The organism is Actinokineospora fastidiosa (genome assembly GCF_014648415.1).
GTDB classification, from domain to species: domain Bacteria; phylum Actinomycetota; class Actinomycetes; order Mycobacteriales; family Pseudonocardiaceae; genus Actinokineospora; species Actinokineospora fastidiosa.
Genome location: NZ_BMRB01000001.1, coordinates 1327240 through 1350845, shown reverse-complemented (window position 1 = coordinate 1350845; position 23606 = coordinate 1327240). Strand labels below are relative to the sequence as shown.

The 23606-nt window shown below is 71.4% G+C and carries 17 protein-coding genes and 3 tRNA genes; 5 read left to right on the top strand and 15 right to left on the bottom strand.

Annotated features, from left to right (window positions below):
- Positions 1–12: 12 nt before the first annotated feature.
- The 13 genes from IEY98_RS06405 to IEY98_RS06345 all read right to left on the bottom strand — a co-directional run bounded on the left by IEY98_RS06405 (position 13) and on the right by IEY98_RS06345 (position 16466).
- Positions 13–4026 carry a DUF4082 domain-containing protein gene (locus IEY98_RS06405; RefSeq protein ID WP_189209301.1) on the bottom strand — a complete coding sequence of 1338 codons (4014 nt, stop codon included), beginning with the start codon at positions 4024–4026 and terminating at the stop codon, positions 13–15.
- Between the two features lie 287 nt (positions 4027–4313).
- On the bottom strand, positions 4314–5417 hold the full coding sequence (locus IEY98_RS06400) for a DegT/DnrJ/EryC1/StrS family aminotransferase (protein WP_189209300.1): 1104 nt from the start codon (positions 5415–5417) through the stop codon (positions 4314–4316).
- Complete coding sequence (locus tag IEY98_RS06395) at positions 5414–6052, bottom strand: acetyltransferase (protein ID WP_189209299.1); 639 nt, start codon at positions 6050–6052, stop codon at positions 5414–5416. Before IEY98_RS06395 ends, IEY98_RS06400 begins: the two co-directional genes overlap by 4 nt.
- Positions 6049–7869, bottom strand: a complete 1821-nt coding sequence (gene asnB, locus IEY98_RS06390) for an asparagine synthase (glutamine-hydrolyzing) (RefSeq protein WP_189209298.1) — start codon at positions 7867–7869, stop codon at positions 6049–6051. The genes IEY98_RS06395 and asnB overlap by 4 nt, the downstream gene beginning before the upstream one ends.
- Positions 7870–7871: 2 nt before the next feature.
- Entirely contained in the window at positions 7872–9911 is a 2040-nt protein-coding gene (locus IEY98_RS06385; RefSeq protein ID WP_189209297.1) for a glycosyltransferase, read from the bottom strand.
- Entirely contained in the window at positions 9908–11026 is a 1119-nt protein-coding gene (locus tag IEY98_RS06380; RefSeq protein WP_229786635.1) for a DegT/DnrJ/EryC1/StrS family aminotransferase, read from the bottom strand. Before IEY98_RS06380 ends, IEY98_RS06385 begins: the two co-directional genes overlap by 4 nt.
- Complete coding sequence (locus tag IEY98_RS06375; protein WP_189209296.1) at positions 11026–12030, bottom strand: SDR family NAD(P)-dependent oxidoreductase; 1005 nt, start codon at positions 12028–12030, stop codon at positions 11026–11028. The genes IEY98_RS06380 and IEY98_RS06375 overlap by 1 nt, the downstream gene beginning before the upstream one ends.
- Positions 12027–13085 carry a Gfo/Idh/MocA family protein gene (locus IEY98_RS06370; protein ID WP_189209295.1) on the bottom strand — a complete coding sequence of 353 codons (1059 nt, stop codon included), beginning with the start codon at positions 13083–13085 and terminating at the stop codon, positions 12027–12029. Before IEY98_RS06370 ends, IEY98_RS06375 begins: the two co-directional genes overlap by 4 nt.
- Before the next feature lie 27 nt (positions 13086–13112).
- Entirely contained in the window at positions 13113–14627 is a 1515-nt protein-coding gene (locus IEY98_RS06365) for a sugar transferase (RefSeq protein WP_189209294.1), read from the bottom strand.
- A gap of 1021 nt (positions 14628–15648) precedes the next feature.
- Positions 15649–15722: transfer RNA gene (locus IEY98_RS06360), tRNA-Phe, on the bottom strand.
- Positions 15723–15750: 28 nt separating this feature from the next.
- Positions 15751–15824, bottom strand: a tRNA-Asp gene (locus IEY98_RS06355).
- A 14-nt stretch (positions 15825–15838) separates the two neighbouring features.
- Positions 15839–15911 (bottom strand) — tRNA-Glu (locus IEY98_RS06350).
- Positions 15912–16220: 309 nt separating this feature from the next.
- Positions 16221–16466: a hypothetical protein gene (locus IEY98_RS06345; protein WP_189209293.1), complete on the bottom strand. Its 246-nt coding sequence runs from the start codon at positions 16464–16466 to the stop codon at positions 16221–16223.
- 588 nt (positions 16467–17054) lie between these two features.
- On the opposite strand from IEY98_RS06345, the gene IEY98_RS06340 reads away from it, so the two are divergent.
- The gene (locus IEY98_RS06340) at positions 17055–17408 is read left to right on the top strand and encodes a hypothetical protein (protein ID WP_189209292.1); all 354 of its coding nucleotides are present in this window, start codon (positions 17055–17057) and stop codon (positions 17406–17408) included.
- 83 nt (positions 17409–17491) lie between these two features.
- On the opposite strand, the gene IEY98_RS06335 is transcribed toward IEY98_RS06340, so the two are convergent.
- Positions 17492–17695: a cold-shock protein gene (locus IEY98_RS06335; RefSeq protein ID WP_189209291.1), complete on the bottom strand. Its 204-nt coding sequence runs from the start codon at positions 17693–17695 to the stop codon at positions 17492–17494.
- A gap of 378 nt (positions 17696–18073) precedes the next feature.
- Here IEY98_RS06335 and IEY98_RS06330 point away from each other — a divergent pair, with 378 nt between their 5' ends.
- From IEY98_RS06330 to IEY98_RS06315, 4 genes are all read left to right on the top strand, one after another.
- Positions 18074–19258: a L,D-transpeptidase gene (locus IEY98_RS06330; RefSeq protein WP_189209290.1), complete on the top strand. Its 1185-nt coding sequence runs from the start codon at positions 18074–18076 to the stop codon at positions 19256–19258.
- A 111-nt stretch (positions 19259–19369) separates the two neighbouring features.
- A complete protein-coding gene (locus tag IEY98_RS06325; RefSeq protein ID WP_189210093.1) occupies positions 19370–20632 on the top strand; it encodes an MFS transporter in 1263 nt (420 codons plus the stop codon).
- Between the two features lie 19 nt (positions 20633–20651).
- A complete protein-coding gene (locus IEY98_RS06320; protein WP_189209289.1) occupies positions 20652–21218 on the top strand; it encodes a PaaI family thioesterase in 567 nt (188 codons plus the stop codon).
- 26 nt (positions 21219–21244) lie between these two features.
- Positions 21245–22372, top strand: a complete 1128-nt coding sequence (locus IEY98_RS06315) for a metallophosphoesterase (protein WP_189209288.1) — start codon at positions 21245–21247, stop codon at positions 22370–22372.
- Here IEY98_RS06315 and IEY98_RS06310 read toward each other — a convergent pair.
- Positions 22362–23063 (bottom strand): SDR family NAD(P)-dependent oxidoreductase, encoded by a 702-nt coding sequence (locus IEY98_RS06310; protein ID WP_189209287.1) that lies wholly within the window; start codon positions 23061–23063, stop codon positions 22362–22364. The genes IEY98_RS06315 and IEY98_RS06310 overlap by 11 nt on opposite strands.
- Positions 23064–23606: the final 543 nt, after the last annotated feature.

The following is a 23606-nucleotide window of genomic DNA, read 5'->3' as shown; positions in this document are numbered from 1 at the left end:
CACCTCCGAGATCTAGTTGTCGAAGACTGCGTCGACCCAGTAGTTCGATCCGTTACCGGGCCCGGCCGGGAACACACCGCCGCCGCCGTACTGGAACACGCCGTTGGGCTGCGCGCCGGTCGCGGGCGAGGTCAGCGGGCCGTTCACCTTGTCGCTGGTGAAGTAGTCCCGCGTGTACCCGTACCGGCCCGCGGAGGTCCAGAACGAGACCACGTAGGTCTGCCCCGCGGTCACCGGAACCGGTGTCGCGAAGGTCATGGTCTGCCACCCGCTGGACGTCTCGCCCTCGAACGCGCCGGTGGCCAGCAGGCCGCCGGTCGGCGACCACAGCGAGCCGGTGTGCGTGCCCGGGTCGCCCGCTGCCTTGTAGAACCGGACGCCGGTGATGACGCCGTCGGTGGCCGGGGTGATCCGCATGCCCAGCTCGACCGGGGAGTCGACCGCGAACTGCGCGGGCGCGTCCGTCGGGCGGAACAGGCTGCACGGGCACGCCCCGGACGGCGCCGTGGTGAACGACCAGGTCAGCGCCGAGGGCATCGGGTTGCCCATCGGGTCGCTGGCCAGCACGGACGCGGTGAGCGTCGCGCTGCCGGGCAGCGGGTCGGTCGAGACGAACGTCGCGCTCTTGTTGTCGGCGCCCATGTGCACCGCGCCGGGCACCGCGCTCGCGCCCTCGGACACGGTGAACTGCAGGTTCGCCGGGTTGACCGCCTCGTCGAACGTCACCGTGACGCCCGCCCCGGTGGAGACGCCGGTGGCGCCGTCGGCCGGGTTGGTGGCGGTCACCGACGGCGGCGTGGTGTCCGCGCCCTCGGTGTCGACGATGACGTCCACCCAGTAGTTGTTGTGGTTGAACGTGCTCGACGGGAAGCCGCCGCCGTAGACGTAGACGCCCTGGCCGCCCGCCGCTGGCGAGGACGGCGCGGTGAGGATGCCCCGCCCGGCGCCCTTGTCGGCGAAGTAGCCCGGGTCGACCGAGTACCGGCCGTTCGGGGCGCGGTAGGACGCCACGTACGTCTGCCCTGCCGAGATCTGCACGGGCTCGTCGAAGACCAGCGTCTGCCAGCCCGACGCCGTCTCGTCGACGAACGTGCCGTGCGCGATCCGCTCGCCGCCGGAGGTCCACACCGAGCCGGTGTGCGTGCCGGTGTTGTTGACCGCCTTGTAGAACCGCACGCCCGTCACCGTCGCGTTGGCGGCGACGGTGAACTTGACGCCCAGTTCGACGTCGCCGCCGTCGTTGGCGTCCAGCGTCGCGGGGGTGCGCTGCCCGAACAGGTTGCACGGGCAGGGCGCCAGGGTGGTCCCGGTGGTGAAGCTCCAGGACCGGGGCGCGGCCAGCGGGTTGCCGAAGCCGTCGGTGGCGTTGAGCGTCACCGAGTGCTGGGCGTTCGGCGGCAGCAGGTCGGTCGCGGTGAAGGTCACCGTGGGCCCGTCCGTGGTCACCGTGCCCGGGATGGGGTTGCCGCCCGCCTGCACGGTGAACTGCACGCTGCCGGGGTCGACGTCCTCGTTGAACGTCGCGGAGATCGACGAGTCGATGTGCGCGCCCGTGGCGCCCTCCGCCGGGCTCACCGAGTTGATCACCGGCCGGGTGTTGTCCGCGGTGTCGGTCGTGACGATCACGTCGACCCAGTAGTTGCCGCCGTTGAACGAGGTGTCCGGGAAGCCCTGGCCGTACTTGAACACGCCGTTGCCGCCTGCCACCGCGCTCGACTTCGGGGCGGTCAGCGGCACGATGCCCGCGCCCTTGTCGTTGAAGTAGCCCGCGTCGACGGAGTACCGGCCGACCGGCGCGTGGTAGGAGACCACGTACGGGGTGCCCGAGCGGATCTGCACGGGCTGGTCGAAGGTCAGTGTCTGCCACCCGGACGCGGTCTCGTTGCCGAAGGTGCCGCTGGCCAGCCGCTGGCCGCCGGGCGACCAGAGCGAGCCGGTGTGGGTGCCGGTGTTCGCGGCGGCCTTGTAGAAGCGCATGCCGGTGACGGTCGCGTTGACCGATGTCGTGAACTTGGTGCCCACCTCGATCGAGGCGTTGTCGCCGCTGTCCACCGTCGCGGGCGTGGCGTTGCCGAAGATGGTGCACGGGCACTGCTGCGCGCCGATGGTGACGTTGATCGTCATCGTGGCGCCCAGGGTGGCGCCGTCGTCGGACGCGCGGACCTTGATCGTGGCCGGGCCGAGCGCGGACGGCGTCCACTGGTAGCTCCAGGTGTCCAGCCCGTTCGCCCGCTTGAACGTCGCGCCGCCGTCGACGGAGACCTCGACGCCCGCCACCACGCCGCCGCCGACATCGATCGCGGTGCCGTTGATGTTGACGTTGGTGCCCGCCGGGATGGTCTGGCCCTCGGTCAGCCCGTTCACCGTGACCACGGGCCCGACCAGGTCGGTGCTCGGCGTGGCGGCGACCAGGCCGGGCATCAGCGTGCGCGGCTGCGCGCCCATGTCGGCGAGCATGTTGACCGTCGCCTGCTGCATCGCCGGGCTGGTCGGCGCGGTCGGCGGGGCGCCGTAGGGGAAGGTGTGGTCGTCGTCGAGGCCCCACGCCCACTGCACGGTCGCCGCGTTGAACACCAGCGCCTTGCTCTCCGGGTCGCGGTACAGCGTGATGTTGTGGTCGGCGGGGCCCGCGCCGTAGGTGTTGCCGTGGTCGAGCAGCAGCATGCCGAAGTCGACGTTGACGGTGGTGTGCGAGAGCCGGATGGAGCCCGCGGGGCGGTAGCCGTTGTCCGGGTCGGTGTCCCACTCGTAGCCGAGCGTGCCCGCCGGGAACGTCGTGGTGCCCGTCGCGGTGGCGACCGGGGTGTTGCGCCAGAACCGGTTGCGGCCGAAGGACGCGGGCACCTGCAGGGCGTCGGCGCGGTAGCCGTTGACCATGAACAGCGCGCCGATCAGCTGGTTCTCCGGCCTGCCGCCGTCCGAGGGCGGCGAGGAGCGCGGGTCGCGCCAGGTGCCGGTCCACTCCGGGCTCGGGTCGATCTTGGCCCCGCCCGGGGCCTTGGTCTCCTTGTAGCAGACCATCGTGCGGTAGGCGGTGTTCGAGCCGTCGATGGAGTTCTCGAACCGGGTCTTCCAGAACCAGGTGTTGCCCGAGGAGAAGAACAGGTCGACCCCGGCGTCGCGGGCGGCCTCGACGCCGTTCCACTGGGCGTTGTTGGCGTACTCGTCGTGGCCGCTGGAGAGGTAGATCTTGTGGTTCTTCAGCAGGGCGGGGTTGCGGGTGACGTCCACACCCGACAGGTAGCTGACGTCGTAGCCGTTGCGCTCCAGGAACCGCACCATCGGGTACTCGGCGTTGAGGAAGTTCGACGTGCCCGCGTTGCGGTACGGCCGGTTGTAGCTGACCTTGAACGCGCGGCCGTCGGGGGAGCCGGAGAAGCCGCCCTCGTAGAGGTTGAACTCGTTGACGCCGGGCCGGTCGCCGTACTTGTTGTAGGCCTGCCAGGTCTGGTCGGACGTCTGCACGACGATGTCCGATGTGGACGAGTCGTTGCGCACGACGAACGGGTACTGGCTCGCGCCCGCGCCGTCGTTGCGGATGAAGTTGGCGACGTAGAAGCCCGAGACCGCCGTCGAGGGCACGAACCAGCTCGCCGACACGCCCCAGTTGCCGCAGTCGACCAGGCCGGTGGCGCCGTCGTAGGAGCACTGCGGCTGGTGCTGCGGCAGCGGCACCGACGGGTTCAGCGTGGCGACCCTGCGCCCGCCGTGGCCCTGGTACCAGCCGAGGCGCACGATGTCGACCACGTAGTTCGTGCTCGGCGTCTTGATCTTGAAGTCCAGCCGCTGGCCGGGCTGCACGCTGGCCGCGGTGGCGAAGCCCTCGATGTCGCCGTAGGGCGACTCGATGAACCAGTTGTCCTTCGGCGTGCCCGCCTTGGAGTTCTCGCACACGATCGGGTTCGTCGGCGCGTCGCACGGCCCCGCGGACGCGGGCGTGGCGACGAGCAGCGGCAGCCCCACCGCCACGAGCAAACCCGAGAGGACGATCCGGATCGTCCGCGCCCGACCAGTCGCCCGGTCCATGGGAGCCTCCACGGCTAGTTACCTTCTGTAATTGGAGCGGGGCGGCCTCGACCGGGCCGTCACTGCGCCTCGTCTGGACATCGCCGGTCCATCCCATCCCGTTACCCCCATTGGGGGAAGGAGATGTGGTCCGGCGCCGCGGATTGTCCGAAGTGTCGCGACCGACGAGGGATTTCGCGTCTCCGGCCGCTCACGGTCGGTAGCCATACCGGCTCTGACCTGCGGTTTCCCCTCACTGTCCTAATAAGACGACTGGTTGGTGAACAACGGGACAATTCCCCGGATGGTCAGGCCCGCACCGCGTCGGCCAGTTCGGCGACGACCCGTTCCTGCTGCTCGACGGTGATCTCCGGGAACAGCGGCAGCGACAGGATCTCCCCCGCGGCCCGCTCGCTGACCGGGAAGTCGCCCCTGCCGTAGCACAGCCCGGCGAACGCGCCGGTCAGGTGCACCGGGGTCGGGTAGTGGATGCCCGCGCCGATCCCGGCCGCGTGCAGCTTGCCGAGCACGGTGTCGCGGTCGGCCACGCGCACGACGTACAGGTGCCACACGGGCACGTTGCCGTCGGCGACGACCGGGGTGACCACACCGGGCACATCGGACAGCAGCGCGGTGTAGCGCTCGGCGGCGGCCCGGCGCGCGGCGTTCCAGCCGTCGAGCCTGCGCAGCTTCGCCGAGAGCACGACGGCCTGCAGGGTGTCGAGCCTGCTGTTGAACCCGAGCACGGGGTGCTCGTACTTGCGCGGCGAGCCGTGCGCGCCCAGCAGCCGGACCCGCTCGGCGAGGTCGGCGCGCGCGGTGGTCACCGCGCCCGCGTCGCCGTAGGCGCCGAGGTTCTTGCCCGGGTAGAAGCTGGTGGCGGCGATGTCGCCCAGCGAGCCGCAGACAGCGCCGTGCCGGGTCGCGCCCTGCGACTGCGCGGCGTCCTCGACGACGGCCACGTTGGCGGGCAGCAGCACGCGCAGCTGCTCGACCGGCGCTGCCTGACCGTAGAGGTCCACCGGCAGCACCGCGCGGGTGCGGGTGGTGACCGCCGCGGCGGCTGCCTCGACGTCGATGAGCAGGGTGTCGGGGTCGCAGTCGACCAGCACGGGTGTCGCGCCGGTGCGGGCGACGGCCTCGGCGGTGGCGATGAAGGTGTTGGCGGGCAGCACGCACTCGTCGCCGGGGCCGATCCCGAGCGCGCGCAGCGCGAGTTCGATGGCGTCGGTGCCGTTGCCGACGCCCACGCAGTGGTCCACGCCCGCGAACCGGGCGTACTCGGCCTCGAACTCGGCGACCTGCGGGCCGCCGACGAACGCGGTCCTGGCCAGCACGGCCGCCCAGCCCTCGGCGACCTCGTCGGCCACGGCGGCGTGCTGGGCGGCGAGGTCGACAAGCGGGATGGTCATGGGTTCTCCTTGAGTAGCCGGGCCGGGACTCCCGCCCAGGTCTGGCGCGCGGGCACGTCGGCGAGCACGACCGCGCCCATGCCGACGACCGCTTCGGTTCCGATGTGGACGCCCTGGCGCACCAGCGCGCCCGCGCCCAGGTAGGCCGACTCGCCGACGGTGACGTTCCCGGCGAGGGTGGCCCGGCCCGCGAGGGTGGCGTGGTCGCCGACCTCGTCGTCGTGGGTCATGAGGACGTGCGGCATGGCCAGCACGTGCCTGCCGACGCGCTGCGGCGCGGTGATGACCGCGCCCGCCAGCAGGACCGTGCCCGCGCCGAGCTCGACGCCGTGGGCGACCGAGGCGGCCGGGTGGACCAGCGTGGCGTAGCGCTCGTCGGGGAGCCCGAGCCGGGCGGCCACCGCGGCCCGGCCCGAGGGCCGGGCGGGGTTGGCGACGCAGAGCAGCACGGCGGCGTCGCTGTGGTCGTGCACGAGGTCGAGCCCGCCGAGCACCGGCACGCCGTCCACAGTGGTCCCGTGGCGGGCGGCGTCGTCGTCGAGCATGCCGAGGACGGGGGCGCCGAGCGCGCGGGCTGCGGCCAGGACCTCCCGCGCCAGCCCGCCCGCCCCGACCAGCAGCAGGGGGCGGGTCATCGGGTCAGTTCCCGGTGCCAGACCTCAAGGGACAGCAGCGTCCAGAGCCTGGGCTGCTCGTTGCGGTCGCCGGAGTTGTGGTCGTCGACGAGCCTGCGGACGGCGGCCGCGTCGAGCACGTCGGCGACGAAGGACGACGGGCCGGTCAGCAGGTCGGCGGCCATGTCGCGCAGGCCGCCGCGGAACCAGGCGTCCAGCGGGACCTTGAACCCGGACTTGGGCCGGTCCACCACGTCGTCGGGCAGGTGCCTGCGGGCGACCTCCTTGACCACCCACTTGGTCACCCCGCCCCGCACCTTGACCGCGGACGGGAGCGCGAACGCCAGCTCGACCAGCCGGTGGTCCAGGAACGGCGGGCGCAGCTCCAGCGACGCGGCCATCGACATCCGGTCGCCGCGCTCCAGCAGGTTGTCGGCCAGCCAGGCGTGCGAGTCGGCGTAGAGCATGCGGCGCAGCGCGTCGCCCCGGCCGCGGCGGTACGCCTCGGGCGCAGGCCGGGTGGCCGGGCCGCCGAGCAGCGCCGTGCGCTCGGCGGTGGTGAACGGGGCGAACCAGCCGCGCATCCGCTCGGCCGCCGACGGCTCGGCCAGCGCCCGCACGGCCACCCCCAGCCGGGCCCTGGACGCGGGCAGCGACCGCTCGACCCTCGGCAGGACGAGCCCGCGGCCGGCGGCGAGCCCCGCCCACCGGGTGACGCCCGCGTACCGGTACTTGGGGTATCCGCCGAACAGCTCGTCGCTGCCCTCGCCGGACAGCACCACCTTCACGTGCTGGCGGGCCAGTTCGGCCAGCCGGAACACCGCCACGTCGGCGGGCTCGGACAGCGGCGCGTCGCGGTGCCAGCTCAGCCGCGCCCAGGAGTCGCGGAAGTCCTCGGCGGTGACGGTGACCTCGTGGTGCTCGCTGCCGACGATCCCGGCGACCCTGCGCGCCCACGCGACCTCGTCCACCCGCTCGTCGCCGAACCCGGCGCTGAAGGTGTGCAGTCCTTCGCCCTGCCTTGCCTTGGACACCAGCGCGGTGATCAGGCTGGAGTCAATGCCACCGGAGAGGTAGGCGCCGACCGGCACGTCCGCGACCAGAGCGTCGGCGATCGAGGCGTCCAACGCCTCCGACACCAGCCGGACGGCCTCGTCAGGGGGCGTGGGGCGGGTGCCGGAGACCGGCAGCTCCCAGTACGCGCGCAGCCGCACCTGCCCGTCGCGGCCCAGCGTCAGCCGGTGCCCCTGCGGGACCTTCCGCACGCCCTCGACCAGCGTGTACGGCGCGGGCACCGACCGGTGCGCGAGGTAGTCGTGCAGGCTCGCCCGGTCCACCCCGGGCCGCCCGATCACCGGGAACAGCGCCTTGATCTCCGAGGCGAACGCGAACACCTTGTCGTCGCGGTAGTAGTACAGCGGCAGGATGCCCAGCCGGTCGCGCACGAGGTGCAGCTCCTGCGTGCGCCCGTCGAACACCGCGTACGCGAACTGACCGCGCAGGTGGCGCACGCCGTCGACGCCGTCGCGCAGGTACACCGCCAGCAGCGTCTCGGTGTCGCCGGACGTCCGGAACGGGTAGTCCACACCGGACCGCAGCTCGCGGTAGTTGAGGATCTCGCCGTTGAACGCCAGGTGCACGTCCCCGGCCGACATGGGCTGCCGGGACGCGCCCAGGTCGATGATCGACAGCCGGGTGTGGGCGAACCCGACCGGGCCATCGGCCCACGTGCCCGCGTCGTCCGGGCCGCGGTGGTGCAGGACCTTGGCCATCTCGGCCAGCACCCCGGGGTCGGCCGGGGCGCCGTCGAGGCGCCGGTATCCGGCGATGCCGCACATGGCTATCCCTCCGCCAGGTCCATGAGCTGGCGGGCGCGGGAGTCCCACGACGCCGACAGCACCGAGGCCCTGCGCCCCTCCGGCGTCGACAGCCCGCCGGTCTCCAGCACGTCCCGCACGGCCTTGACGAACGCGTCGTGGCCCTGCACGACGGTGATCCGGTCGGCGTAGTGGCGGACCTCGGGGAAGTCCGTGCTCACCGTGGCCAGCCCGAGCGCCAGGTACTCCTTGAGCTTGATCGGGTTGGCGTGGGTGATCCAGTCGTTGTCCAGCCACGGCATGATCGCCACGTCGAAGCCCGACCCGTAGGCGGGGATCTCGGCGTAGGGCTTGAAGCCGAGCCAGTGGATGTTGGGGTGGCGCTCGAACCGCTCCATCGAGATCGAGGTGTCCCCGACCAGCACCAGCGAGGCCTCCGGGATGTCCTCGGCCAGCCGCTCCAGCAGGTCGAAGTCGACCAGGTAGTCGTCGAGGCCGCCGAAGAAGCCGATGCGCGGGCCGGGGATGGCCGCCAGGTCGGCGGGCAGGGTGTCGCGGCGCCGGAAGTGCTGGAGGTCCACGCCGTGGTCGAGGAAGTGCGCCCGCTCTCCGGTGACCGGCGAGTCCTCGGCTTGCAGCGACCGGCTGACGTAGAGCACGTGGTCGGCGCCCGCGAGCAGCTTGGCCTCCAGCGCGGCGATGGCCCGCTGGTCGGCCTCGGGGAACGCCGAGTGCCGGTCGGAGCGGTTGAACACCAGCGAGCGGCGCTTCATCGGCTCCACCACGTCCCACGCGGTCGGGATGGTCGCCACGATGACCGGGTTGCGGATGCCCAGCGCCAGCGACACCGCCCGCACCTGGGCGCGCACCAGGACCGCGTTGAGCTTCCGCAGCGCCGGGTTGCCGTAGAACGGCAGCGGCAGCGGCGTCATCACGTGGTAGTTGGACACGTCCGGCAGCGGCCGCCGCACCAGCTTGGCCACGCTCGCGGCCTTGCGCGCGATCCGGCGCAGGACCTGCGTGCTCCGGCCGGGCGTCGGCATCCGCAGTCCGATGCTGTTGACCAGCAGCACCTTCCGGTGCTCGGCGATGCGGGTGAGCAGCTGGAAGTCCGAGTGCGCCTGGTTGTGGTACCACCAGTCCTGCGCGGAGAAGCAGAGGTAGGGCGGGCCGTCGCCGTCCAGCGGCGCGGGCCAGCGGGGCATGGTCAGCAGCGCCCGCGCCGCCTGCCGGTGCCGGGCCGAGCCGCGCGCGGCGCGGATCAGGCTGTCGGCCATCGCCGCCAGCCACATGCCCGCGGCGGCCAGCGCGCCGAACCGCTCCCGGTGCAGCCGCACCTTGTTCGTCACGACCAGCGACCACAGCCGCGCCGAGGTCGTGGACTCCCCGCCGAGGTGCACGGCGGTCGCGGCGGGCTCGTACCGGGTGGCGAAGCCCGCCCGGCCCGCGCGCAGCATGAAGTCGGTCTCCTCGGAGTACAGCAGGAACCGCTCCTCCAGCGGCCCGACCGCGTCCAGGCACTCCCGGGAGACCAGCCAGGCCGCGCCGGTCGCCCAGTCGTGCTCGCCCGCGCGCTCGTAGGCCCTCGGGTGGGTGACCGTCTCGCCGAGCAGCCGCCAGCGGCCCGCGCGCGTGCCGCCGAGCACGGCCTCGCCGAGCGTGCGCAGGCTGGTGGGGGCTCGTCGCAGCGAGTGCTGGACGCGGCCCTCCTCGTCGGTCAGCTTGGGCACGGCGATGCCCGCCGGGCGCAGCGCGCGCTGCAACACCGCGACAGAGCCGGGCGCCAGCCGCACGTCGGCGTTGAGCACGAGCACGTCGCAGCCGTCGGCGTGGCCGATGCCCGCGTTGACGCCCGCGCCGAAGCCGTCGTTGTCCGCCCGGTGCACGATCTTGGCGGCCGGGTCGGCAGCGGCGGCGACCTCGGCGGTGCCGTCGGTGGAGGCGTTGTCCACCACGACGACCCGCGCGTCCACGCCGTCGAGCGCGGCGGGCAGCGAGGCGAGGCAGTCGGCGATGACGTCGGCGCTGTTGTAGGTCACGATGACCACCGCGACGGGCCTCACCCGCCCACCGCCTCGACCAGCGCCGACACGACCAGCCGCTGGTCGTCGTCGGTCAGCTCGTGGTGCAGCGGCAGGATCACCGACCGCAACGCGATCCGCTCGGTGACGGCCAGCGGGCCGTGCGGGTGGCCCTCGTAGGCGGGCTCCAGGTGCGCGGCCATGATCCCGCGCCGGGCCGATACGCCCCGCGCGGCCAGCGCGGCCAGCACCTCGGGCAGGCCGGGCGCGGACTCGGGCAGCATCACCCAGAACGACTGGAAGTTGGTCGTGCCGTGCGCCGGGTCGGTCACCGCGGACAGGCCGTGCGGCGCGAGCAGGTCGTGGTAGCTGGCGGCCAGCTCGCGCCGCTGCTTGACGATCCCGTCGAGCCGGTCCAGCTGCACCAGGCCCATCGCGGCCTGCACGTCGGTCATCCGGTAGTTGAACGCGGTCTCCACATAGGACTCGACGACCGCGCCGCCGGAGGCGTGCCGGTCGGCGGCGGAGACGCTCATGCCGTGCTCGCGCAGCCTGCGCAGGCGCGTGGCCCACTCGGCGTCGTCGGTGGTCACCATGCCGCCCTCGCCGGTGGTGATCAGCTTGCGCGGGTGGAAGGACCACGCCGCCAGCAGCGCGCCGCTGCCGACCGGCCGCCCGTGCAGCGTCGACCCCGCCGCGCACGCGGCGTCCTCGACCACCGGGACCTCGCCAGCGACCGCCCGGATCGCCGGGATGTCGGCGGGGACGCCCGCCTGGTGCACGACCATGACGGCCTTGGTCCGCTCGGTCAGCGCCGCCTTGACCGTCTCGGCCGTCAGGTTGCCGGTCACCGGGTCGACGTCGGCGAACACCGGGTTCGCCCCGCAGTACCGCACCGCGTTCGCCGAGGCGATGAACGACAGCGACGGCACCACCACGTCGTCGCCCGGGCCGACGCCCAGCAGGTGCAGGCACAGGTGCAGGCCGGTCGTGCAGCTGGACACGGCAACGCCGTGGCCCGCGCCGACCCGCTCGGCGAACGCCTTCTCGAAGGCGGCCACCCTCGGCCCCTGCGCCACCCAGCCCGACCGCACGGCCTCGGCGACCGCCGCCGCCTCGGCCTCGCCGAGCAGCGGCTTCATCACCGGGATGGCCATCAGCCCGCCGCCCCGTTCTCGGCCGCGGCCTTCTCCGCACGCCACCAGGCCACGAGGTCGCGCAGCCCGTCGGCCATCTTGATCTCCGGGCGCCAGCCCAGCTCGCGGTCGGCAGCGGAGATGTCGGCCAGCCTGCGGGTCACGCCGTTGACCTTGCGCTCCGGGCCGTGCTCGACGCCGAGGTCGGAGTCCATCGCCGACAGCAGCGCCTGCGCGAGCCCCAGCAGGCTGGTCTCCTCAGCGGAGGCGATGTTGTAGACCGTGTCCGTCACGTCCGCCTGGGCGGCCAGTAGGTTGGCGCGGGCGATGTCGTGCACGTGCACGAAGTCCATCGTCTGCGCGCCGTCGCCGAAGATCAGCGGCGCCTTTCCGTCGGCGATGCGCTCCATCCAGCGGATCAGCACCTCGGTGTAGAGGCCGTGGACGTCCATGCGCGGGCCGTAGACGTTGAAGTAGCGCAGCGCCACGTAGTCCAGGTCCTTCATGGCCTTGAAGCTGCGCAGCATGCCCTCGTTGAACGCCTTGGCGGCGCCGTAGAAGGTGTCGTTGTTGTACGGGTGGTGCCGCTCGGTCGTGGGGAACTCCTCGGCCAGCCCGTACACCGAGGCAGACGAGGAGGCGACCAGCTTCTTGACCCCGTGCTCCGCCGCCGCCTCGATGACGGTGAACGTGCCGTCCACCAGGCACTCCAGGGCCAGCCTCGGCTCCTCGGCGCACTGGGTGATCCGGATGGCGGCCAGGTGGAACACCAGGTCCATGCCCCGGGTCAGCTCGCCGACCAGCGCGCGGTCGTTGATGTCGCCGTCGACCACGCGCAGCCGGTCGCCCGCGGCCTCGCTCGCCGCGGCCAGGTTCGCCCTGCGGCCGCGCACGAAGTTGTCCAGCACGACGACCTCGGCCGCGCCCGCGGCGACCAGCCGGTCCACCACTGCCGACCCGATCGTCCCCGCGCCGCCGGTCACCAGCGCCCGCTGGCCCTCGATCGGCTGTGCGTACCCGCTCACGCCGACACCTCCGCGACCAGCTCGCCGAGGACCGGCATGAACGCCCCGCCCTGCGCCAGCGACGCCGAGGCGGCTTCCAAGATCGACAACACCCTCAACCCCTGTCGTCCGTCCGTCAGCGGCGGACGGCTCTCCGCGATGGATGCCTGGAACTCCGCCATCACCGCCCGCAGCGCCTCCCGCTCGGGCAGCGCGGGCGCGACCATGTCGCCGGTCCGGTACGACACCAGCGTCTGCGCCTTGGTCTCCGGGCCGATGTCGTCGGCCACCCGGTCCACGCCCCGGTCGTAGACCGCCAGGCGCTGGCTCGGGTTGAGGTCGTCCCAGACGATCGTGCGGGCCGACCCGCCGATCACCATCGTGCGGATCTTGGTCGGGGACAGCCAGTTCACGTGCACGTGCGCCATCACGCCGCCGGACAGCTGCAGCGTCAGGTGCGCCACGCAGGCCCGGCCCGCGCCGATCGGGTCGGACCCGTGCGCGGCCACCGACAGCGGCACCACGCCGTCGGGCAGGATCGACAGGAAGATCGACAGGTCGTGCGGGGCCAGGTCCCACAGCACGTCCACGTCCGGCTGCACGAGGCCGAGGTTGATGCGCACGGAGTCCAGGTACTGGATGTCGCCCAGCGCCCCGGAGCGGATCTGCTCCCGCAGGTGCGCCACGGCCGGGGTGTAGCAGTAGGTGTGGTCGAGCATCAGGGTCAGGCCCCGGCGCTCGGCGGCCTCGACCAGCTCGCGGCCCTCGGCGTAGGTGGCGGCCAGCGGCTTCTCCACCAGCACGTGCTTGCCCGCCTCCAGGGCGGCCATGGCCACCGGCAGGTGCGTCTTGGCGGGCGTGGCGATCGCGACGGCGTGCACGGCCGGGTCGGCGAGCACCTCGTCGAGCGAGTCCGACACCCGCACGGTCGAGTAGCCGCCCAGGACCCGGCGCGCGCGGTCGGCGTCGAGGTCGCACAGGTACTCCAGGCGCAGACCCGGTGTGGCCTGGGCGTTGCGGACCAGGTTCGGTCCCCAGTACCCGGCGCCGATCACGGCGAGGCCGATGGTTCCCACGGTGAGATCCCCTATCAACAGAAGCGGTCAGTAAGCGCCTTGGCCGGAGAACACGGCCCGGATGGTCTTCCAGAGGATCACCGCGTCGAGGGCGAGCGACCAGTCCTCGACGTAGCGCAGGTCGAGCCGGACCGCCTCCTCCCACGGCAGGTCGCTGCGGCCGCTGACCTGCCACAGGCCGGTCAGGCCGGGCTTGACCAGCAGCCTGCGCCGCACGTCGGGGGCGTAGCGAGCGGTCTCCTCCGGCAGCGGCGGCCGGGGTCCCACGAGGGACATCGGGCCCGCGAGCACGTTGAACAGCTGCGGCAGCTCGTCGATGGAGTAGCGGCGCAGCACCGCGCCCACGCGGGTGATCCTCGGGTCGTGCCGCATCTTGAACAGCAGGCCGTGGCCCTCGTTGCGGTCGGCGAGCTGGGCGACCATCCGGTGGGCGTCGACGACCATCGTGCGGAACTTGACGATGGTGAACTCGCGGCCGTCCTTGCCCACGCGCCGCTGCTTGTAGAACACCGGGCCGCGGCTGTCGAGCTTGATCGCCAGCGCGACCGCCACCATGACGGGGGCCAGCAGGGCCAGCAGCACGAACGAGCCGACCTTGTCGAACACGTCCTTGATCACGCGCCGCACGCCGGTGAACGACGGGGCGGACACGCGCAGCAGCGGCATGCCGAGCACCGCGTCGACGTGCAGGCGCGGCCCGGCGACCTCCATCAGGACGGGCGCGACGACCATCTCCGCGCCGCTGCCCTCCAGGTTCCAGGCCAGCTGCTGCAGCCGCTTGGGCGTCCAGTACTGGTCCGGGGTGACCGCGACGATCCGGTAGCCGCCGCGGCGGGCGTGGGTGGCCAGGTCGTGCAGGCGTCCGACGACGGAGACGCCTTCCAGCTCGTTGTCGTCGTCGCCGCGGCCGTCGGTGGTGCAGACGGCGTCGACGCGCCAGCCCAGGTACGGGGTGTTGCGGGTGCGGGTGATCAGGTCGCGCAGCGTCTCGGTGCTGCCCGCGGCCATGACCGGGAGCAGGCAGCGGCCCTCGCGTCGTCTGCGGTGCAGCAGCTGCCGCAGCGCGTACCGCAGGGGGAACACCAGCATCGCGGTCGCGGGGACGACCACGAAGACCCACGGCCGCATGCGGTCGACGTCGAACAGCAGCCCGGCGAGGGCGAGGACGACCGCGCCCGCCACGAACGCCCGTCCGACCCGCCGGAACTCCTCGACGCCGTGCCCGAGCACGGCCGAGTTCCAGACCCGGTTCACGGCGAGGGCGCCGAGCAGCACGAAGAAGGTGACGAAGGTCACTGGATGCACCAGCGGCTCGCCTGGCCGCGCGTAGGCGGTGACGGCGCCGCCGACGACGAGTGCGCCGGTGGCGATGGCAGCCAGATCGGCGAGCAGGACTCCCGCCCGATACCGCGGCTCCCACCCCGCGACGGGCGGGAACGAGGGCTCGCCCGCGGGAAGACCGGACCCGCGCGCCCGCCGAGGCTGCGGCGGCGCGGGCCAGGTGACTGGTCTTCGACGCGGGAACCCAACTTGGTCACGCATTGTTCATCCCCCGGTTAGGCCGGTGTGGGCGCGCTGGCGCGGGCGGCTCCCCGAAGTCCCGAACCAGGCAAATCTCTTGGGTCGACCCAGCTCCCGACGGTCTCCGTCGATCTCGGGTCGCGCTACCTGATTCGCTCCCCCACCCAGCGCCGTTACACACAGAGTCAGGAACCAGCCGACTCCATCCCCCAACAAAACTTTCGGTACCCGCTTTGCTACACCCTGAGTAGCTTCGCCATTCACCGAACCGTCACCGAAGCCACGAAACCGGCTGCTCACGGTAGTCAGCCGGACCACAAACGACAGTCTCCACAGGACGGACAAAGCAATCACTTTCCGTCACCCACCCGCAAAGCCGACTACGTCACACCCCCCGTCGGCCCACCCCGCACCCCCGCCACCCGGCCCCACCCCCACTAGGACACCCGCACTTCGCAAATTGCTCTGCCCCTCCCTCAATAGATGTGACGTGCAACACAAAGGGAGACGAGCAGGGAAACCGAGCGACCAGGGCACGCAGCAGGATCCACGACGGCAGACGGACCACGAACAGCCAGGACGGCAGATACCAGCAACCGAGCCACGAGACGGTTGACCGCGACAAGACGACCAGGGGGACAGGCCAGCCCCAAAGACGAGCCGGAGGAGACGCCCAGAGGCAGGAGGCCACCCCCGGAGAGCAGCCGCGCCCATCGGCAGCGGTCTCCGGCCCCCAAGCAGAGGCGCCAGACCCGAGCCGGAAACACCAGCCAAGACTGGAAGCAATCAACCGAACGACGGAACCCGACTCACACCAAGCAGACAGGCCCCCAACTACCAGCCATCACCCACCACCGCCGCCAGCCAGCCAAGCCGCGAGACCCACCACCCACCGCACCAGGCAGACCAACGACCCACCCCGACCCGCAACCACGCCGGGTCGGCCACCGACCGCACCGTGGGGGCCTGGGGGCTCGGCCCCCAGAAACGACGACGGACGACCAGGTCCACGCATTCCGTGGACACAGGTCGCCCGAGGACGTGGCCAGGGGCGGGGTCGAACCGCCGACCTACCGCTTTTCAGGCGGTCGCTCGTACCAACTGAGCTACCTGGCCTAGCTCCGGCCACAGACACCAGAACTTGCGACCCTGACGGGACTCGAACCCGCGACCTTCGCCGTGACAGGGCGACGCGCTAACCAACTGCGCCACAGGGCCTTGCTGTACTTCCGTGCTCCCAACGGGATTCGAACCCGCGCTGCCGCCTTGAAAGGGCGGAGTCCTAGGCCGCTAGACGATGGGAGCCGACCTATGCTCGTCCGGTGTTCGCTGGGAGCACGCATAGCTTATGACACGTCCCCGCCAAGACCAAAACGGGACCCCCCTAAACCGCTCTACCTGCGGAAACAAGCCCCGCAGCGCCCCCAAGGCCGGTCGGCCCGGCAGCGGGGCGGGCGCGGCCGGGCGCGGCCTTCCGTCGGACGGGTGATCGACCGGCGGGCGTCACGGCAGGCCGGAATTGCCCCGAGGAACGCCCGCGGTCGGCTCCGGCGGGCAATTCCGCCGGAGCCCGGGAACACCGCATGATCGAAATAGGTCGGCCACCTGATTTCGCTATCGGCGAACGGGTGGAACGCCGTCTTCCCCGTCGATGAGCCCCAGCATTTCGAGCAGCTCGCGGCAGTCTTCGGTATCCTGCGCGCCGCAGGCCACGGCCAGTCGGGCGCGTCGGACCTGCTCCTCCGTCACCCGGGAGCCCTCGCCGGAACGGGGCGCGGGCACGCCCGTGGAGAAATTCCCCGATCCGCCCAGGCTGTCCTGGCGTAGCAAAAACGAACGAACTTCCAAAGACCCGCTCATCCCGCCTCCCCGGCTTTTTGTTTGGCGTGAGGCTATGAGAGATCTCGCCCAGGTCACAGCCCCCTGGGGAGTGAACCGGACTACCCGCTGGGTAGCCGTGTGTAACCCGGTTCCCAGTTGACGTCTGGAGTGGATAGTGGTCAACCGGCAACCGTGTCACCCATTCGGCCGCTAGGCGGCCGTGGACCGCCACAGCGGGGTCACGGAGAGCTGACTTGTGGCCGGTTCGTGGTCCCGGTCACAGCCGGGCGGCGGCCCGCGGCCGCCGATGGAGCAGGCCCGGCGCCCGGGCCGCGCGGCGGCTCCGGGGCAGGTCGGGTGACCGATAGCGCATCAAGGCCTGTCTGACAAGACGAACGTCAGGTGAACATTTCTCTCGAATTTTCCCGTCTCGGCCCCTCCCGGACGGCGCGTGCACGTGCAACAATCGACGTGCTGACACACCCCCGGTCAGCGCCTGTGGAGATCCCCTCCGGCCCCCGCGTTCCTCCCCCTGGCGCGGGGGCCTCTCCATGTCCGGGGCAGGCGCGGGCGGTGACGGCGCTCACAGTGCGCCCGCCTCCGCAACCGAACCGTTATCGTGTCCGGGTGCCTTTCCCCTCCTTCGGCCGCAGCCGGTCGGACCTCAAGCCGGTCGGCGAGTCGACCGGCCGCCACCGCACCCCGGTGCGCGAGCAGTCCGACGAGCTGCTGCCCGACCACGAGCTTGAGTCGTACCTGGCGGCCCTGGCCCCCGAGTCCGACGCCGAGACCACCGCGACCGGCAGGCGCTTCGGCACCGCAGAGGTCCACCAGCTGCGGCTGCCGCTGGCGGCCAACGAGAAGCTGCGCGAGCTGGCCGCCTTCCGCCGCACCTCCCCGATGGCCCTGGCCCAGGAATGGATCATGCAGCGCCTGGACTGGGAGGCCCGCCAGCAGGAGCAGTACCAGATGCAGCGCTGAGGCCCGGCCCGGTGCGATGACCCCAGACGGCGGTGAGCCCCCCTCGGCCGAGGCCGAGGGGGGCTCACCGTTGTGTGACGGCCCTACAGCGGGATGACGTTGGTCGCCTGCGGGCCCTTGGTGCCCTGGCCGACCTCGAACTCCACCCGCTGGTTCTCCTCCAGCGTCCGGAAGCCCTTCGACTGAATCTCCGAGTAGTGCACGAAGACATCGGCGCCGCCGTTGTCCTGCGCGATGAATCCGTAGCCCTTCTCGGCGTTGAACCACTTGACAGTGCCCTGTGCCATAAAACCTGCCTCCATCGCAGGAGCTTGGGGTTGCACCGTGCAACCCCGGGCCGCCTTCGGGCGGCGCCCCCGCCCCAGTTCAGCGGAAACAGCCCGCCCGCGTTTTGTTCCGCGAGCGTGGAAACACGAACACAGAAACCACGGCCAGCAAGCCAAAGAGTATCGGCTGCACGGGGTCTCTTCTACTGCCTTGCGGGCTTTGGACTAGGCCAAGCGAGTGAAGTCAATGGGCACTCTCCGGAATTGCTTCCGGAACAAAACATGAAGATCCTCTCTGTCCACCGCTAGTGACCTGAATCACAGGTCCGCCGAGCCAACGCGGCGCTCCGCCGTGGCGTCGTACCGGTAGCGGTTCGGGTGGAGCTGGTGGGGGAGAACATGATCACAATCAGGCGGGCGGCCCTGGGTCTCGTCGCGGTGCTCGCGCTGGGCGGGTGCACGGGCGGCACGGACCAGGCGGCCGGTCGCGGGCCCGCGCCGATCGCGGCTGACGAGGAGGCGCCCGCGCCCGCCGTGGTGACGGCGACGCCCGCGATGGGCTCGACCGGCGTCGGCCCGGCCGGGCCGATCTCGGTGTCGGTCGCGGACGGGCGGCTGGAGTCGGTCACGCTGACCAACCCGGCTGGCAAGCAGGTCAAGGGCGCCATGGCCGCCGACGGCAGCTCCTGGACGGTCACCGAGCCGCTGGGCTACGGCAAGACCTACACCTGGGCGGGCAGCGCCGTCGGCGAGGACGGCGCGCGGGTGCCCATCGCGGGCAAGTTCACCACCGTGACCCCCAAGACCACGGTCCGGGCCCAGCTCAACGTCGGCGACGACAAGACCTACGGCATCGCCATGCCGATCAAGGTCACCTTCACGCCGCCGGTGACCGACCGGGCCGCAGCCGAGCGCCTGCTGACCGTGGAGACCTCGGTGCCCACCGAGGGCGGGTGGGCGTGGCTGTCGGACTCGGCGGCGCACTGGCGGCCCAAGGAGTACTGGAAGCCGCACACCGAGGTCACCGTCACCGCGGCCGTCTACGGCCACGACCTCGGCGGCGGCGCCTACGGCCGCGACGACGTCAGCGCGTCCTTCACCATCGGCCGCAGCCAGATCGTCAAGGCCGACACGCAGTCGCACCGGATGATCGTCATCCGGGACGGAAAGAAGGTGCACGACTTCCCCGCCAGCTACGGCCTGGAGTCCGACCGCCGCAGGGTGACCCGCAGCGGCATTCACGTGGTGATGTCCAAGCACCGAACCTACGAGATGAACAACCCCACCTTCGACTACGCCAACGTCGAGGTCCCGTTCGCGGTCCGCATCCACAACAACGGCGAGTTCATCCACGGCTACGCGCCCTCGATCCCGTCGCAGGGCCGGGAGAACGTCTCCCACGGGTGCATCAACCTGTCCCCGGCCAACGCCGAGATCTACTTCAACTCGGTGCTGGTGGGCGACCCGGTCGAGGTCGTCAACAGCTCGGTCAAGCTGGGCGAGTTCGACACCGACTACAGCGACTACTACGACTGGACCATCCCCTGGCCCCAGTGGGAGGCCAAGTCGGCGCTGGCGTCCTAACCGGCGGTTTCCCCCGGCCGGCGTTACGTTCGGTCGGTGGACACGGTGGAACCCGGCAAGGCGCCCGAACCGGACCAGACGGCGGTGAAGAAGGCCGTCGCGGCGTCGGCGATGGGCAACTGCATCGAGTGGTACGACTTCGGCGTCTTCGGCTTCATGCCCGCGGTGCTGGGCGCGGTGTTCTTCGCCGCGGGCTCGCCGACGGCCAACACGCTGGGCACCTTCGCGGTGCTCGCCGTGGCCTTCGTCGCCCGGCCGTTCGGCGGCTTCGTCTTCGGCCCGCTCGGCGACCGGATCGGGCGGCAGAAGGTGCTGGCCACCACGATCATCCTGATGTCGGGCTCCACCTTCGCGATCGGGCTGTTCCCGTCGTACGCCTCGGTCGGCGTGCTGGCCCCGATCCTGGTCATCCTCGCCCGGCTGCTGCAGGGCTTCTCCGCGGGCGGGGAGTACGGCGGCGCGGCGACGTTCATCGCCGAGTACGCGCCCGACCGCAGGCGCGGGTTCCTCGGCAGCTGGCTGGAGTTCGGCACCCTGACCGGCTTCTTCCTCGGCGCGGGCGTGGTCACCACGTGCACGGTCCTGCTGGGCGACGAGACCATGCGCGACTGGGGCTGGCGCATCCCGTTCCTGCTCGCGGGCCCGCTCGGCCTCATCGGGCTCTACCTGCGGGTCAAGCTGGAGGACACGCCGCTGTTCCGCGAGCTGTCGGCCAAGCACGAGGTGAGCCGGTCGCCGCTGAAGACCGTGCTCCGCACGCAGTGGCGGGCGATCCTGCACCTGATCGGCTACATCGTGCTGCTCAACATCGCCGACTACGTGATGTTGACCTACATGGAGAGCTACCTGACGAACGCCCTGGGCCTGGAGGGGCACACGCCGCTGCTGGTCATCATGGGCGTCATCCTCGGAATGATGCTCATCATCACGCCCATCGGGGCGCTGACGGACCGGGTGGGGCGCAAGCCGTTCCTGTACGCGTCGGCGGCCGGGTTCATCCTGCTGCCGATCCCGGCGTTCACGCTCATGGGCACGGGGAATGTCGCGCTGCTCACGGTCGGCCTGGCCATCATCGGCGTGCTGCTGACCTTCCTGCTGGCCACGATCCCGTCCGTGCTGCCCGCGATGTTCCCCACAGAGGTCCGCTACGGCGCGTTCGCCATCGGGTACAACCTGTCGACCGCGCTGTTCGCCGGGACGGCCCCGTACATCGTGACGAAGCTGGTGTCCTCCACCGGAAACGACCTGATCCCGGCCTACTACCTGATGGGCGCGGCGATCATCGCCGCGGTGCCGATCTACCTGCTGCCGGAGACCGCGGGCCGCTCGCTGCGGCACATCACGTCGAGCACCCGGTCCCTCGCGCCCGCCTAGCCGTGCTTACTCTGCGGTAGTGAACAGCTGGCCTCCCGTCCCCACTGAACCGCCCGCGCGCCACCCGGACGCGCCCGCGCCCGACACCGAGCTGCCCGAGCACTACGCGTACTGCTTCGGCTGCGGGTCCGAGGTGGAGCACGGCCTGCACCTGCGCGCCACGGCGGGCGATGACCTGACCGTCCGCTCGCGCTTCCTGGTGACCGAGACCCACCAGGGCGCGCCGGGCCTGGCGCACGGCGGCCTGCTCGCGTGCGCGTTCGACGAGGCGCTCGGCACGGCGGTCGGCCACCTGCTGCGCCGTCCCGCGGTGACCGGGCGGCTGGAGACCGACTTCGTGCGGCCGGTCCCGGTGGGCACGGTGCTGCACATCGACGCCCACATCGACGGCGTCGCCGGTCGCAAGGTGTACGTGAGCGCGGAGGGCCGCATGAACAGCGTCGTCGGCGACATCGCCGTACGCGCGCGTGCGCTGTTCGTGTTGGTGGAACTGAAGCACTTCATCGACCACGGGCGGCGGGAGGATCTGCGGAAGGTCGCGGAGGACCCGGGCCTGCTCGGGCGGTCCGTGGACCTGAACCCCTGACCGCGCCGCGTCCGTAGGCTGGTCGCATGTTCCTGGTGGTCGCTGCGGCCGTGATCGTCCTGCTGCACCTGTATTTATGGAAGCGTGTGGTCAAGGACACCACCCGCACGGCGCGGTGGCGTCGGGTGGGGACGGTGGCGCTGGCGGCGTTGGCGGTGCTGGTCCTGGCGACGCTCGCGCTGCCCCGCCGGGTCGGCGTCGACGTGGCGCGGTGGTTCGCCTGGCCCGGGTACCTGTGGTTCGGGTTGATGTTCTATCTGGTCGTGGTCCTGGCCGTGCTGGAGCTGCCGCGGTTCGCCGTGCGCAGGACGGTGGCCACGGATGAGAGCCGTCGGCTGTTCCTGGCCCGCTCGGCAGCGGTGGTGGCGGGCGTCGCGGCGAGCGGCATCACCGCGACGGGCGTGGTCTCGGCGCTGAGCGCGCCGGAGGTCCGCAGGCTCACGGTCCCGATCCGCCGTCTCGACCCGGCGTTCTCCGGCTTCCGCATCGCGGTGGTCAGCGACATCCACCTCGGCCCGCTGCTCGGCCGCGGCCACACCGAACGACTGGTCCGCATGATCAACGAGGCGGACGCCGACCTGGTCGCCATGGTCGGCGACCTGGCCGACGGCACGGTCGCCGAACTCGGCCACGCCGCCGAGCCCCTGCGCGACCTGGTGTCCCGCGAGGGCACGTTCTTCGTCACGGGCAACCACGAGTACTACTCCGGCCACCAGCAGTGGGTGACCGAACTGGAGCGGCTCGGCCTGCACTACCTCCACAACACCCGCACGACCCTGACCCGCGGCGGCGGCAGGCTGGACCTCGCGGGCATCCCGGACGTGACGGGGCAGGCGTTCGACGACGACCCCGACCTCCCCGCCGCCCTGGCGGGGAGGGACGGGGCCGCTCCGGTCGTGCTGATGGCCCACCAGCCGGTCCAGGTGGCGTCGGCGGCGGAGGCCGGGGTGGACCTGCAGCTGTCCGGCCACACCCACGGCGGTCAGCTCTACCCGTTCCACCACATCGTCGCCCTGGCCCAGCCCGCGGTGTCCGGCTTGTCCAAAGTGGACGACACTTGGCTCTACGTGACGAACGGCGCGGGCTTCTGGGGCCCACCGGTGCGGGTGGGCGCCCCGCCGGACATCTCGATCCTGGAACTGGTCAGGCGTTGACCCCACCGTCGACGAGCACGGACGTCCCGGTGATGTAGTCCCCGCCCGGCCCGGCCAGGTGGGCGACGGTCAACGCGATCTCCCGCGGCGCACCGAAGCGCCCCAGCGGGATCAGCCCCAGCTGCCCGGGCGCGTTGGGCCCGTCGGCGGGATTCATGTCGGTGTCGGTGGAACCGGGGTTGACCTGCGTGACGTTGATGCCGCGCTGGGCCAGATCCCTGGCGAGCCCGTGGGTCATGCTGTTGAGCGCGGACTTGGTCATGGCGTAGGCCGTGATCCCCGCCATCGGCACCCGCTCGGCGAGGTTGCTCCCGATGTTCACGATCCTCCCACCCCTCGGCAGATGCCGAACAGCCGCCTCCGCCGCCACCCACGCGCCTTTGACGTTCACCGCCCACATGTCGTCCAGATCCCCGACGACACCGGCGTTGTTGACCAGGATGTCGATCCGTCCAAAGTGGTCGACGACGTCATCGACGGCCTGGACCATGGCGTCGGCGTCCGCGGCATCGGCCCGCAGAGCCAACACCCGCCGCCCGGTCCCCTTCACCGCCTCCACAACAGCCGACGCGTCCTGCCGGTAGGTCACCGCCACATCGGCCCCGTGCTCGGCCAGCACCACCGCGATCGTCGCCCCAATCCCCCGACTACCTCCGGTGACCAGCGCGACCTTGCCATCCAAAGTGTTCATGGAGGTAGCTTCGCCGCCCGGCGAACAACCCGCCGGCACCTATCGGCCACCGATTTCGGCGGGAAGGACAGCAGGAAAGGAAGCCAGACAACCCGGCCGAGCGAGGGCGAAGGGATGGCAGGGAGATGGGAGAGCGGGAAGGGGAAGGGGAAGGGAACCGAGGAGGGGGCCAAGAAGGGAGAGGCGCGAGGAGAGACGAAGTGGACAAGAAGGTAGAGAGAGCGAGAGAGGACGAGAGAAGGGAGGGAAGGAAAGGGGGAGTGGAAGGGAGAGAGGCGAGGAAGCGAGAGAGACGGAGGGAGCGGGGGGAAGCGGCAGGGAGCGGGAGGAAGCGGCAGGAGCGGGAGAGGGAGCAGGAGGTGGGAAGCGGAAGCGGAAGCGGGAGAGAGAGAATGGCGAGGGCAAGGGCGAGGGCAAGGGGCAACGGGCACGAGCAAGGGCAACGGGCGAGGGCGAGGGGCAAGGGGCAAGGGGCAAGGGGCAAGGGGCAAGAGGCGGCGCAACCACCCACCAAACGCAACACGCCTCAACCAACTGTCCGAT

Excerpts from the sequence above, each read along its gene's own strand:
- IEY98_RS06405 (WP_189209301.1), bottom strand. The coding sequence starts at position 4,026 with ATGGACCGGGCGACTGGTCGGGCGCGGACGATCCGGATCGTCCTCTCG.
- IEY98_RS06400 (WP_189209300.1), bottom strand. The coding sequence starts at position 5,417 with ATGACCATCCCGCTTGTCGACCTCGCCGCCCAGCACGCCGCCGTGGCC.
- IEY98_RS06395 (WP_189209299.1), bottom strand. The coding sequence starts at position 6,052 with ATGACCCGCCCCCTGCTGCTGGTCGGGGCGGGCGGGCTGGCGCGGGAG.
- asnB (WP_189209298.1), bottom strand. The coding sequence starts at position 7,869 with ATGTGCGGCATCGCCGGATACCGGCGCCTCGACGGCGCCCCGGCCGAC.
- IEY98_RS06380 (WP_229786635.1), bottom strand. The coding sequence starts at position 11,026 with ATGGCCATCCCGGTGATGAAGCCGCTGCTCGGCGAGGCCGAGGCGGCG.
- IEY98_RS06365 (WP_189209294.1), bottom strand. The coding sequence starts at position 14,627 with ATGCGTGACCAAGTTGGGTTCCCGCGTCGAAGACCAGTCACCTGGCCC.
- IEY98_RS06345 (WP_189209293.1), bottom strand. The coding sequence starts at position 16,466 with ATGAGCGGGTCTTTGGAAGTTCGTTCGTTTTTGCTACGCCAGGACAGC.
- IEY98_RS06335 (WP_189209291.1), bottom strand. The coding sequence starts at position 17,695 with ATGGCACAGGGCACTGTCAAGTGGTTCAACGCCGAGAAGGGCTACGGA.
- IEY98_RS06330 (WP_189209290.1), top strand. The coding sequence starts at position 18,074 with ATGATCACAATCAGGCGGGCGGCCCTGGGTCTCGTCGCGGTGCTCGCG.
- IEY98_RS06325 (WP_189210093.1), top strand. The coding sequence starts at position 19,370 with ATGGGCAACTGCATCGAGTGGTACGACTTCGGCGTCTTCGGCTTCATG.
- IEY98_RS06315 (WP_189209288.1), top strand. The coding sequence starts at position 21,245 with ATGTTCCTGGTGGTCGCTGCGGCCGTGATCGTCCTGCTGCACCTGTAT.
- IEY98_RS06310 (WP_189209287.1), bottom strand. The coding sequence starts at position 23,063 with ATGAACACTTTGGATGGCAAGGTCGCGCTGGTCACCGGAGGTAGTCGG.